Source organism: Cellulophaga sp. F20128 (assembly GCF_023015805.1).
GTDB lineage: Bacteria > Bacteroidota > Bacteroidia > Flavobacteriales > Flavobacteriaceae > Cellulophaga.
Genome location: NZ_JALKBA010000019.1, coordinates 12,623 through 25,415 on the forward strand (window position 1 = coordinate 12,623; position 12,793 = coordinate 25,415).

At 35.1% G+C, this 12,793-nt stretch carries 9 protein-coding genes; 4 read left to right on the plus strand and 5 right to left on the minus strand.

Going from position 1 to position 12,793, the window contains the following annotated elements; translation table 11 throughout:
- Positions 1–27 precede the first annotated feature (27 nt).
- Together trpB and trpA are read left to right on the plus strand one after the other, a co-directional pair.
- Complete coding sequence (gene trpB, locus MWU65_RS14570) at positions 28–1,209, plus strand: tryptophan synthase subunit beta (RefSeq protein WP_247079085.1); 1,182 nt, start codon at positions 28–30, stop codon at positions 1,207–1,209.
- Positions 1,210–1,364: 155 nt separating this feature from the next.
- Complete coding sequence (gene trpA, locus MWU65_RS14575) at positions 1,365–2,129, plus strand: tryptophan synthase subunit alpha (RefSeq protein WP_247079087.1); 765 nt, start codon at positions 1,365–1,367, stop codon at positions 2,127–2,129.
- A 37-nt stretch (positions 2,130–2,166) separates the two neighbouring features.
- Here the strand turns inward: trpA and MWU65_RS14580 are convergent, their stop codons facing one another.
- Entirely contained in the window at positions 2,167–3,804 is a 1,638-nt protein-coding gene (locus MWU65_RS14580; protein WP_247079088.1) for an ABC-F family ATP-binding cassette domain-containing protein, read from the minus strand.
- 181 nt (positions 3,805–3,985) lie between these two features.
- Here MWU65_RS14580 and MWU65_RS14585 point away from each other — a divergent pair, with 181 nt between their 5' ends.
- On the plus strand, positions 3,986–4,126 hold the full coding sequence (locus tag MWU65_RS14585) for a hypothetical protein (protein WP_247079089.1): 141 nt from the start codon (positions 3,986–3,988) through the stop codon (positions 4,124–4,126).
- 168 nt (positions 4,127–4,294) lie between these two features.
- Positions 4,295–5,089 carry a DUF3575 domain-containing protein gene (locus MWU65_RS14590; protein ID WP_247079091.1) on the plus strand — a complete coding sequence of 265 codons (795 nt, stop codon included), beginning with the start codon at positions 4,295–4,297 and terminating at the stop codon, positions 5,087–5,089.
- A gap of 33 nt (positions 5,090–5,122) precedes the next feature.
- Here the strand turns inward: MWU65_RS14590 and MWU65_RS14595 are convergent, their stop codons facing one another.
- The 4 genes from MWU65_RS14595 to MWU65_RS14610 are packed head-to-tail and all read right to left on the minus strand — an operon-like array spanning position 5,123 to position 12,632.
- Positions 5,123–5,776: a uracil-DNA glycosylase family protein gene (locus tag MWU65_RS14595; RefSeq protein ID WP_247079092.1), complete on the minus strand. Its 654-nt coding sequence runs from the start codon at positions 5,774–5,776 to the stop codon at positions 5,123–5,125.
- A gap of 33 nt (positions 5,777–5,809) precedes the next feature.
- Entirely contained in the window at positions 5,810–6,538 is a 729-nt protein-coding gene (locus MWU65_RS14600; RefSeq protein ID WP_247079093.1) for a hypothetical protein, read from the minus strand.
- A 54-nt stretch (positions 6,539–6,592) separates the two neighbouring features.
- On the minus strand, positions 6,593–9,136 hold the full coding sequence (locus MWU65_RS14605) for a phosphoenolpyruvate carboxylase (RefSeq protein ID WP_247079095.1): 2,544 nt from the start codon (positions 9,134–9,136) through the stop codon (positions 6,593–6,595).
- A 43-nt stretch (positions 9,137–9,179) separates the two neighbouring features.
- A complete protein-coding gene (locus tag MWU65_RS14610; protein ID WP_247079098.1) occupies positions 9,180–12,632 on the minus strand; it encodes a pyruvate carboxylase in 3,453 nt (1,150 codons plus the stop codon).
- Positions 12,633–12,793: the final 161 nt, after the last annotated feature.

Genomic DNA, 12,793 nt, shown 5'->3' on the forward strand with positions numbered 1-12,793 from the left:
AGTCATTGTTCTAGAAAATAACACAATATGAATTACAATGTAACAGAAAAAGGATATTACGGAACATATGGCGGTGCCTACATTCCCGAAATGTTATATCCAAACGTGGAGAATTTACGTCAGAACTATCTGAAAATAATGCAAGAACCATCTTTTAAAGAAGAGTTTGACCAGTTGTTAAAAGATTATGTTGGCAGACCTTCTCCCTTATATTTTGCTAAGCGATTGTCTGAAAAATACAACACAAAAGTGTATTTAAAAAGAGAAGATTTAAATCATACTGGCGCCCATAAGGTAAACAATACCATTGGTCAGATTTTAATGGCAAAAAAACTCGGTAAAAACCGAATCATTGCCGAAACTGGCGCTGGCCAGCACGGGGTAGCAACGGCTACTGTTTGTGCGCTTATGGGAATGGATTGCATTGTATATATGGGTGAAATAGATATTGCTCGTCAGGCACCAAACGTTGCCCGTATGAAAATGTTAGGTGCAGAGGTTAGACCAGCTACATCCGGAAGTAAAACATTAAAAGATGCTACCAACGAGGCAATTCGCGATTGGATTAACAACCCAGTAGACACCCATTATATTATTGGTTCTGCTATTGGTCCACATCCCTACCCCGATATGGTAACTCGTTTTCAGTCTATCATTTCTGAAGAAATAAAATGGCAATTAAAAGAAAAAGAAGGGCGTGAAAACCCAGACTATGTGGTTGCTTGTATTGGAGGTGGCAGTAATGCCGCCGGCACCTACTATCACTTTTTACACGAAGAAGAAGTTGGTATTATTGCCGTTGAAGCTGCAGGAAAAGGCATACATTCTGGAGAAAGCGCTGCCACATCTGCCTTGGGAAAAGAGGGGATAATTCACGGATGTAGAACCTTATTAATGCAAACCGAAGACGGACAAATAACGGAGCCTTATTCTATTTCAGCAGGACTAGATTACCCTGGTGTTGGCCCCTTGCATTCGCATTTATACACCTCTGGTCGCGGAGAGTTTTATTCTGCCACAGATGATGAAGCCATGACATCTGGCTTGGAATTAACCCAACTAGAAGGTATTATCCCTGCTATTGAAAGCAGCCATGCCTTAGCTATTTTTAAGCATAAAACTTTTAAACCTGAAGATGTGGTTGTTATTAGTTTGTCTGGTCGGGGCGATAAAGATTTAGACAATTATATAAAATATTTTAACCTTTAAAGTATCGTTATAAATGCTAAGTAGTAAGGATTACCATCAAATCAATGCAGAAAATTAAAGAACGAATTTGCACATATGTTGATTTTGATAGACTTGCCAGTTTATTACGAGAAGTAAGTCAAGTGTGCAATCCTGTTCAATGAAAGAAATTAAATATGAAAAATAGAATCCATTCTAAAATGCAAGAAGACAAAAAACTTCTTTCCATATATTTTACAGCCGGTTACCCAGCACTGAACAATACCGTTCAAATACTAGAAGATCTAGAAAAAAACGGGGTAGATATGGTAGAAATTGGATTGCCCTTTAGCGATCCTTTGGCAGACGGCCCCACCATACAAGCAAGCTCGTCAAAAGCCTTGAAAAACGGCATGACAACTGCAGTGCTCTTTGATCAATTAAAAGACATCCGCAAGACGGTTTCCATACCCCTTATACTTATGGGCTATTTTAACCCAATGATGCAATATGGTGTGGAGGCATTTTGTAAGAAATGTCAAGAAATTGGAATAGACGGGTTAATTATACCCGATTTACCTGTAGCTGTGTACCACGAAGAATACCAGCCTATTTTTGAGAAATACGGACTCATTAATGTGTTTTTAATCACCCCTCAAACCGATGACGAGCGAATCAGATACATTGATAGTGTTTCCAATGGCTTCATTTATATGGTGAGTTCTGCAAGCGTAACGGGATCACAATCTGGTTTTGGAAACACCCAACAAGATTACTTTAAACGCATTGCAGCAATGCAATTAAAAAACCCGCAGATTGTAGGGTTTGGAATTAGCAACTCAGAAACTTTTACCCAAGCTACTACAGATGCTAAGGGTGCCATAATTGGTTCTGCTTTTATAAAACACCTCACAGCTAATGGCGTAGCTGCTATTGGCGATTTTGTACAACATATTCGCTAAAAAAAAGGCGCTAGTTTATTTCACTAGCGCCTTTTTTTTATTGCTTTAAATCGATATCCTTAATATTCTTAATTCGGTTTCGCTCTAAAAAGGCATCAATAGTCTCAAAGTGTTCAATAACCCGTTGCTCTTTAAACTCGAATACTTTTTGAGACAAGCCTTGTAGAAAATCGCGATCGTGCGATACCAATATCAAGGTACCGTCAAACGACAACAAGGCTTCTTTTAAGACATCTTTAGATTTTAGATCCAAATGATTTGTAGGCTCATCCAATATTAAAAGATTAACCGGCTCTAACAACAACTTAACCATTGCTAACCGCGTTTTTTCTCCCCCAGAAAGCATACTTACTTTTTTATCTACATCATCACCTTTAAACATAAAACGCCCCAATATATTTTTAATCTGTGTGCGTACATCTCCTTTGGCAACCTCATCTACCGTCTGAAATATAGTTAAGTCAGGGTCTAATAAGGAGGCTTGATTTTGAGCAAAGTATCCCACTTGTACATTATGTCCTAAACTACATTTGCCATCGTATGTTATTTCACCTAAAATAGATTTAATCATAGTAGATTTACCTTCACCATTTCTACCAACAAAAGAGACCTTTTCTCCCCTCGCAATAGACATGTTGGCGTTTTTAAACACCACATGATCTGCATATGTTTTGGTTAAATCTACAACTGACACTGGGTAATCTCCCGACCGTGGTGCAGGAGGAAATGTTAATTTTAAAGCGGAGTTATCAACCTCATCAATCTCAATAATCTCTAATTTTTCTAACATGCGTTCCCTAGAGGTCACCTGATTGGTTTTGGAATAGGTTCCTTTAAATCGCTCTATAAAACGCATATTGTCCTCTATAAATTTCTGTTGCTCTTCATAGGCCTTTACTTGATGCGCCCTGCGATCTTCCCGCAACTGTAAATAATGAGAATAATTTGCTTTGTAATCGTATATTTTACCCATAGTAACCTCTATTGTCCTATTGGTAATATTATCTATAAAGGCTCTATCATGCGATATTACCATTACTGCTTTGGCTTTGTTCACTAAAAAGTCTTCCAACCAAATTACGGACTCAATATCTATATGGTTTGTAGGCTCATCTAGTAGAATTAAATCTGGTTTCTGCAATAATATTTTTGCTAGTTCAATACGCATACGCCAACCTCCACTAAATTCGCTTGTACGTCTATTAAAGTCTTCTGATTTAAATCCTAATCCTTTTAATGCCTTTTCTACTTCTGCATCATAATTGACATCTTCCAACGCATAATATTGCTCTCCTAACTCTGAAACCTCCTCAATGATTGCCATATAGGCATCGCTCTCATAATCTGTTCTAGTTTCTAATTCCTTGTTTAGATAGTCCATCCGGTCTCTCATCACAAAAACATGAGCAAAGGCCTTAGCAGCCTCTTCCATTACCGTGCAATTATCTTCGGTTAATAAATGTTGTGGTAAGTAGGCAATGACAGTATCTTTAGGACAACTAACTTTGCCGCGAGTGGCAGATTGTTGGCCTGCAACAATTTTCATCATTGTAGATTTACCAGCTCCATTTTTACCCATTAAAGCTATCTTGTCATTCTCATTAATTACAAAATTTACACCACCAAACAATGTAGCTCCATTAAATTCTACTGCAATATTATCTACTGTAATCATAGGGTTGTTTTAAAGATTGCAAAACTAACAAAAAGTAAAGAATGTCATCGTCCCTTTTTACACTTTAGCATTAAATACTAAAAACTCTAATTAACAAGCCTTAACAAAGGCTTACAACTTCTTTAACGCTCTTTTTAGTAATAAACCCTTATATTATTGCTTAACCTAAAAAAACAATTATATGGGAATTATAGATGATAAGAGATTAAAAAGAAAAGTAAAACAAACAACCCCTACAAACCCAACTGGGAATACAGGTCAAAGAACAAATAAGTTTGATATTGATGCTGACACCATTAAAAAGCAGCAAAATAAAAAGTAATATTTACTATTATGAAAAAGCCCTAAATGCTACAGCAAGCACTTAGGGCTTTTTTTGTCTAAAAAAAACACCCAACCTACTATACAGCATTGTATTATACTTAAATAGATGCAATAGCAATAAATATTCGCTGAGATCGTTTACATAATTAACCAAAAATAATAATTTATGAAAATGAAAAGACAAACCGTACTAGCTATTGCATTCGCATGTATTTCTACTTTAGGAATTGCGCAGGAAATTGAAACCACCTCAAAAGACCAAGACCAACAACCTTTAGAGTACCAAAACAAAAAAAATATAGTTAAATTAAGTTTAACAAGTTTGGCTTTTGGAAATTATCAATTTCAATATGAAAGAATTTTAAACAAAACTTTTTCTGTAGGTATATCTTATGCAACTATTCCTAAAGATGGGATCCCTTTTGGGAATACCATTAAAAATTTAGCGGATGACGATCCAGATTTAATTAATATAATTGACAATGGTAACATAGGCTACACTAGTTTTACACCAGAAATACGTATTTACACTGGAAAAAAAGGATTTGGAAAAGGGTTTTATTTGGCTCCATTTTTTAGAGCCTCCAAATATACTTTTGATAATATAAGCTTTGAATACGATATAGACGGTGGCGGCACCGCGTCATTAAGTACAAACGGTACCCTAAAAGCAAATTCATTTGGGTTATTAATTGGATCTCAATTTAATTTAGGCAAAAGTATTGTTTTGGATTGGTGGATAATGGGTCCGCATTACGGAACAAGTGATGGAGATTTAACAGGTGTTTCATCAGAAACTTTATCTCAAACAGAACAAGATGCTTTACGAGATACTCTTAACGATATTGACATTCCACTTGTAGATATCGAAAATAATGTTAACGCAAATGGTGCTGAAATTCTAATTTCAGGACCTTGGGCAGGAGTACGTGCAGGTTTAAGCATCGGTTACCGTTTCTAAGCACATCCATTCTAAAAATTAGGATAATTATCCTTAAAAAAACTCAGCATACTGCAGTACCCGAAAATCAATTGTATTGAATTTCGGGTTTTTCCTTTTTAACAACTTATAAGTATCCATACTACCTATAGCCCTGTTGGCTGCTCCCGAGGGCGCCGTTAATGACACTGTTTTTATAATCCTATCATTTAGTTTAAAGGAATGGATACGAGGCACGCTATTGGAAACTTTATTGAGTTTCAGCTGATACTCTTTTAAATGATTTCTAAAAAAGTACTCTGGACCGTTTTTACTATTACCTCCTGTAAATAGGAGTGTATTTACATTTGGATAATTTTTTAAATACCCAATGAGATCCCTGAGGATGATGTTCTGCATTCCCAGATCTGAGGCATCAATTTTTGTGCGCTCTGCACTTGCGACGATATCACAAATTCCAATTTTTCGTTCCCTTAAAAAATCCTTTCGCTGTTGAATGGCGAAAGCTGTGGTTTCAAACCTGAGATTAAGGTTGAAAATTCTATCCAAAATTGGCCACAATTGACCGTCGCTACTACCATAACAAAAATCGACATCCCTCTCTTTTAGGTGACCACTAGTAAAGCGTGGTGGTGGCAAAGTACCTACAATAAGCTTTGTCGCTTCTGGATATAAAAAAGGTTGATAGGGATGGCTGTGATGGAACAAATTAATTGTTGGTTGTTGGTTAAAGGTAAAAAATCATTGCAATGCTATTAATTCTTCTTTTACATTTTTTAGTATGGCTCTTGTGGTATTCCGTGTTTGTTTTGTCATTTGTTCTGCCTCCAGCAGCATGTCATTTAATACACCTTTAGCTGCATCAATCTTAGTATGACGCCTATAAAACTGCGCCAACACCAAGCGTTCTTGATAATTACTAAAAGGAGCATCAAACTTTTGCAACAAAGTTTCTGCTATGGCAATCTCTCCTATTTTCTCCAAGGAAAGCCCATAAAAAAAGAGCGCTTTAGATTTTCTAAATTTGGTGTCGTTTTTAATTTTTTCGGCCCAAGCTATGGCTTCGTTAAATTGAGAAGTTTTGTAATACGCCTCCACCAATTTGGTTATGGTATAAAAATCATTCTGAAAACCCTTATTCAAGGCTTCTCTGTAGTGTTCAATAGCTTTGTCATAGTGCTGAGATTCTAGGAATGCATCTGCAAGAGCCGTTTGATTTTCAAAGGTCTCTGCAAAATGAAATTTCTTTTCTAAATCCGTAATTTTCTTCGTCGGGTTTACAACGGTCATTACATTCTCCTGAACCTTATGTACATCTGTTTTTTGATAAACCTGGGTAAACAAATACACAATACCTCCAAAAAGTGGGATAAAGAAAATTATAAAATACCAGTAATAATCGTTTCGTTTTGTATAACAATCGTAAATGCAATACGCCTGAAGAACAATGACAAAATAGTAATATAACATATAAATAAATTATTAACGTTTTACTATACGAACAACCTTACGGAAGACCCTTTTCTATGCTGAATTACGACTAGCATTAATATTACCATAAAGGGAACGTGTAACTATTTTCTCGTAAAGTTCTTTATATTCAGAATTCATACCTATTTTTTGTAGTGCATATTGTTGAATAACCAAAAGCGGAAGTACTATATTCTCCCTAATTTTAATCGATTCTCTAGAAATATGTTCTTTTTCCATCAAAATTTCCATTCCTGAAATCTCTAACAACATTTCTTTAGACAGGTCATATTCTTGCTTTAGAATTGTCCAAAACGCACCGTACTCAGCATCTTCTTTCATATAGGAAGTAAGTTCAAAATAACATTTAGATAAGGCCATCATACTATTAGACATTAGTGCTCTAAAAATTGGTACATTTTCATACAACCCTTTTATTTCATCTATTCTACCTCGATCTTTCATTGTTTTAAGTGCTGTTCCCAATCCAAAATACCCAGGTACATTCTGTTTTAATTGACTCCAAGAGCCAACAAATGAAATTGCTCTAAGATCTGTTAGTTCTAATTTAGCTTTATTCCCCCGCTTTCCAGGCCTACTGCCAATATTTGCCTTTGTATAATACTTAAGGGTACTCATATTTTCTAAATAGGACATAAACTTAGGGTGATGTTTTAAGTTGTCGTATTTTTCAAAACTTAATTCTGATAGTTCTTCTATTAATTTTCTTGACGCATCAGGAATGACATTCTTTTCTCCAAAAAGGTTATTTGACAAACCAGCTGTTAGCAACTGTTCGCAATTGTAAATAAATTGCTCCTTGGTACCGTACGTACTCGTAATTGTTTGTCCTTGAATTGTTAACTGAATTTCGTTATTAGCTATATCTTTTGTTTGAGCTGCGTAAAAGCGATGTGTTTTTCCGCCTCCACGTGCTGGTGGTCCACCTCGACCATCAAAAAATATTGCTTTAATAGTATGGTTAGCACATACTTTTGACAAACTTTCTTTAGTTTCGATAATAGACCAATTTGCTTTTAAATAGCCACCATCTTTTGTGCCATCAGAAAATCCAAGCATCATAGTTTGCGTTTCTGCCCTTTGCTTTACGTGTGCCCTATAGGCTGGCATACTAAACAATTCTTGCATAATCTTCTCGGACCTATCCATTCCAATCATTGTTTCAAAAAGTGGAACAATATCAAAAGTAATGGCATCTGAATTCCAACCACACCATCTAAATAACCCATAAACAAAGAGCACTGAAAAAATGTCTTCAGAATTACTAATTACATACCTATTACAACCCTCTTCCCCATTCTTTTGCTGGATTTCCTTTAATTGTGAAATATTTACAATAGTGTCTTTGATAATATCCTCATAATTATCAGCGTTTAATTTTAATTCTTTATGAAGTAAAATATCCACCAGGGTAGCTGTATCAAGTTCAGACAAATCTTCTTTAATAATACCATTTTTTTGCAAAACAGCTGCTATAACCTTAGTGTGAATACTATGGTCTTGTCTAATATCTAAAGTTGCAAAATGTGTTTTAAAAATTTTAACCTTATCCATAAAGTAATCCAATTCCGTTAAATACAGTTTATGATACTTCGCAATTAAAATTTTTCTGATTTTTTCTAACGGACCTATAATATCAGTATATCCAACCTGCTTGGCTGGATTAAACATAGCTGCATATAGATTAGACCGTAACTCATTAATGAATATTTGTATATCTGTAAAAGTTAATTTTTTCTGCAATTTTTTTAAATCATTATAGTAACATTTCATTAACGTAATTCGCAACTCATCTGCTACCTTACTAGTAATATCAGCAGTTACAAAAGGGTTTCCATCTCGGTCTCCTCCAGGCCAGAAACCCAGTTTCATTATATTGTAATTTTCAAATTCTGAATTATTGATATTTCTTTTTAAATACGCATATAATTCTCCAACAGCTTCATAATAGACGTTACGTAAAATATAAATGATATTTTTTGCTTCATCCAAAGGTGTTGGTTTTTTAGAGTTTATAAGAGAAGTTAACCCTAATTGCTGCAAAGTCACATCAATATCATCAATTTTATTATCTAATATCAAGGTTCTCAGTTCTGAAATAATATCCAAGACTGCAGGTGTATAAAATTGTGTTGGATGAGCAGTTAAAACTAAACGAGCACTAAATGAAGACAATTGCTCAGAAATTTTATCCCAACTTTTATTCTTATCAACCAACTCAAAATAATCTTTAATCGTTAAGTTGTTACTATGTTTATATAATTTTGGAAATGCTGCATCTTCTACGCTATCATACAAAACCACTTGTCTCTCTACATATTGAATAATGCGAAACATAAAATTAATACGTTCCTCTTCTGATGCAATATCCACATAATTTTGAAAAAAAGATTCTAATATTTCTTGCGGGCTTTTACCAGACTTTAGACCTTTTTGGCATTGATCTAGCATCAGTGGTATAACCATACCTACATTTTCAATATTCCGATACGGTAAGTTTAAAAATAGGCTATTGTATACATTAAACTTATTATATACTGATTTTTTAAACTCCTCTAATCTTTGTAACTCCTTCATATACCCAGCTATTCTACTTTTAATTAAAAATCTTTTTTAAAATTTATTTCAAAGTTAAGACCAAATCATCTGAGTTTACCAAAGACCCTCCTGCCAACTGTATTCTATCTACCACTCCCTCCGCAGTTGCCGTAACTGTTGTTTCCATCTTCATGGCTTCAATTACAAACAACGGCTGGTTCTTTTTAACTTCTTGTCCTTTCTTAACCAATACACTAGACAACAAGCCTTGTAAAGGAGCACCAATTTCTTTAGGATTATCGGCATCCGCTTTAACATTTTCAGCCTTTATTACTTTAACAGAAGTATCTTTTACCATTACGTTACGCAATTGTCCGTTAATTTTAAAATAGATACTTACATACCCATTTTCATCGGGTTCCCCTTTTAACATTAAGGAGATTAAAACATTTTTACCCTTATCTAGCTCTACAATAATTTCTTCCCCTATGTCCATACCATAAAAGAAATTTTTAGTTGGTATGTTCATTACATTACCATACTTAACATGGCTGTTATAGGCATCTGTAAATACCTTAGGATACAATTTGTAAGACAAAAAGTCTGTAATTTCTAAATCTCTACCCATACCCTTGTTGAACTTGCGTTTAAAAGCCTTGAGTTCTTTCTCAAAATCAATGGGCTCTAAATGTGCATTGGGTCTTTCTGTATACGGTACTTGATCTTTTAAAATTAATTTTTGAAGTTCTTTTGGAAATCCTCCAACTGGCTGACCTAGATCTCCTTTAAAGAAGCTAATGACAGATTGAGGAAAGGAAATAGTATCCCCCTTTTCTAAAACATCCTTAACGGTTAAACTATTGCTAATCATATATTGCGCCATATCACCCACAACTTTAGAACTTGGGGTTACTTTAACAATATCTCCAAATAACTGGTTTACCTCACCATACATTTTAGTAACCTCTGGGAATTTATCTTCCAAACCAAGTGCAATTGCTTGTCCTTTAAGGTTCGAATATTGTCCGCCTGGAATTTCATGACTATACACTTCTCCTGTTCCTGACTTAAGCCCAGATTCAAATGTATAATAGTAATTCCGTACTGTTTCCCAATAGTTGGAGTATTCTGCTAGCTTCTCCGTGTTTAGTTTATTTTCACGCTCGTGAAAACGCAACATTTCTACCACAGAGTTAAAATTAGGTTGTGATGTTAAACCTGATAATCCTCCAAGAGCAACATCAACCACATCTACACCTGCTTCTATTGCTTTTAAATACATAGCCGCCTGAATGGAAGAGGTATCGTGGGTATGTAAGTGTATTGGGATGTTTATTTCTGATTTTAAGGCAGATATTAGCTCAAATGCTGCATTTGGCTTTAACAAACCTGCCATATCTTTTACACCTAAAATATGAGCCCCAGCATTTTCTATATCCTTGGCTAATTGAATATAATACTTTAGGTTGTATTTGGTCTTATTAGGATCTAAAATATCACCAGTATAACAAATAGAACCTTCGGCCAAACCACCTGTTCTAGTACGAACATGTTCTATACAAGGTGCAATGGATTTCATCCAGTTGAGGGAATCAAAAATACGGAAAACATCTACTCCCGTTTCCCAAGATTTCTCTACAAATTTTTCGATTAGATTATCTGGATAGGCTGTATACCCCACACCATTAGAGCCACGAATAAGCATCTGCAACATCACATTAGGCATTGATTTGCGCAGCAATGCCAAACGCTCCCAAGGATTTTCTTGCAAAAAACGCAAGCAAACATCAAAGGTTGCACCTCCCCAAACTTCCATACTAAAAATTTCAGGGAAGTTTTTGGCATAGCCTTCAGACACTTTCAACATATCTATAGTACGCATGCGGGTTGCCAACAAACTTTGGTGGCCGTCTCGCATTGTAGTGTCTGTAAAATGTACCTTTTTCTCATTTTTTAACCACGTTGAAAAACCTTCGGGACCTAATTCAGTTAATAAATCTTTAGTCCCTTTTGGGTACGAACTCATTTTCTCAAACGAAGGTACCTTTGGCTTAGAGAACACATGGTTTGAATCTTTCTTTTTAACATCTGGGTTACCATTAACAATAGTTTCTCCCAAATACCCAATTAATTTATTAGCACGGTTTCTTGGCTCTACAAACTCAAACAGCGAAGGTTCGTCCTTTATAAAATTTACCGTAACCTTACCATCTCTAAAAGTTTGATGTTTTAGAATATTATCTAAAAACGCCATATTGCTTTGTACACCTCTTATACGGAACTCTGCCAATGCTCTACGCATCTTACGGCAAGCACCATCTAAAGTTCTACTTGTAGCAGAAACCTTAACCAACATAGAATCAAAGAAAGGTGAAATACTAACGCCTTGATAAATACTACCTGCATCTAAACGAATACCAAAACCTGAAGCACTTCTATACGTAGTTACAACACCGTAATCTGGCTTAAAATCATTAGCAGGATCTTCTGTAGTGATTCTGCATTGCAATGCATACCCTGTTATTTTTACAGACTCTTGATCCTGTATTTTTATTTGTTTGTCTGCTAGTTTATAACCGCCAGCAATAAATAACTGTGCTTTTACCAAATCTATATTGGTAATCATTTCTGTAACGGTATGCTCAACTTGTATTCTAGGATTAACCTCGATAAAATAAATACTGCCATCATCATCTACCAAAAACTCAACGGTACCTATATTATTATAATTTACCGCCTTACAAATATCTAATGCATATTTATACAAACTATCTCTTGTTTCTTGAGGCAACCCAATGGAAGGAGCAAATTCAATTACTTTTTGATAACGTCTTTGAACAGAGCAATCGCGCTCGTACAAATGCACCATATTGCCATGCATATCTGCGACAATCTGTACTTCTATATGTTTTGGATTTTCTACAAATTTTTCAAGAAAAACCGTATCGTCACCAAAGGCATTTAAGGATTCTCTTTTTGCTTCAGGAAATGCTTTTTCCAATTCCTCTTCTGTACGGATAACTCGCATCCCGCGACCACCACCACCCGATGCAGCTTTTAACATCAAGGGATAGCCTATTCTTTTCGCTTCAGTAATAGCAACTTCTAGGCTAGACAGATCTATATCACTACTTTGTATAATTGGAATATGATTGGCAACCGCAACTTCTTTAGCAGTAATTTTATCACCCAGGGATTTTAATACTGATACTTTAGGCCCAACAAAAATAATATCATTATCCTCACATTTTTGTGCAAATTCTGCATTTTCTGACAAAAACCCATACCCCGGATGTATGGCATCTACACCATTATCTTTTGCTACTTGTATTATAGCATCGATATTTAAATAGGGTTTTAATGGCTCATTGTCTTCCCCAATTTGATAACATTCATCCGCCTTATATCTATGCAATGAATACCGATCTTCATAGGTGTATATACCAACAGTTTTAATGCCTATTTCTACACAAGCTCTAAAAATACGAATTGCAATTTCACCTCTGTTTGCTACTAAAACCTTATTAATTTTCATCTGTAGTAATTTGTTAGTTTTTTTTGCTAAAACAATAAAAGCAATACTTTATATTCTAGATGCTCAAATGTACTCCATATAACTCTTTTTAACAATATTAAAACTTTACAAAATGCTACTATTTTGTATCAAGAATAACCCTTTAGCCACAAAAGCGTAAC

Bases quoted from the DNA above. Each gene is read 5' to 3' on its own strand.
- trpB (WP_247079085.1), top strand. From the start codon at position 28: ATGAATTACAATGTAACAGAAAAAGGATATTACGGAACATATGGCGGT.
- trpA (WP_247079087.1), top strand. From the start codon at position 1,365: ATGAAAAATAGAATCCATTCTAAAATGCAAGAAGACAAAAAACTTCTT.
- MWU65_RS14580 (WP_247079088.1), bottom strand. From the start codon at position 3,804: ATGATTACAGTAGATAATATTGCAGTAGAATTTAATGGAGCTACATTG.
- MWU65_RS14585 (WP_247079089.1), top strand. From the start codon at position 3,986: ATGGGAATTATAGATGATAAGAGATTAAAAAGAAAAGTAAAACAAACA.
- MWU65_RS14590 (WP_247079091.1), top strand. From the start codon at position 4,295: ATGAAAATGAAAAGACAAACCGTACTAGCTATTGCATTCGCATGTATT.
- MWU65_RS14600 (WP_247079093.1), bottom strand. From the start codon at position 6,538: ATGTTATATTACTATTTTGTCATTGTTCTTCAGGCGTATTGCATTTAC.
- MWU65_RS14605 (WP_247079095.1), bottom strand. From the start codon at position 9,136: ATGAAGGAGTTACAAAGATTAGAGGAGTTTAAAAAATCAGTATATAAT.
- MWU65_RS14610 (WP_247079098.1), bottom strand. From the start codon at position 12,632: ATGAAAATTAATAAGGTTTTAGTAGCAAACAGAGGTGAAATTGCAATT.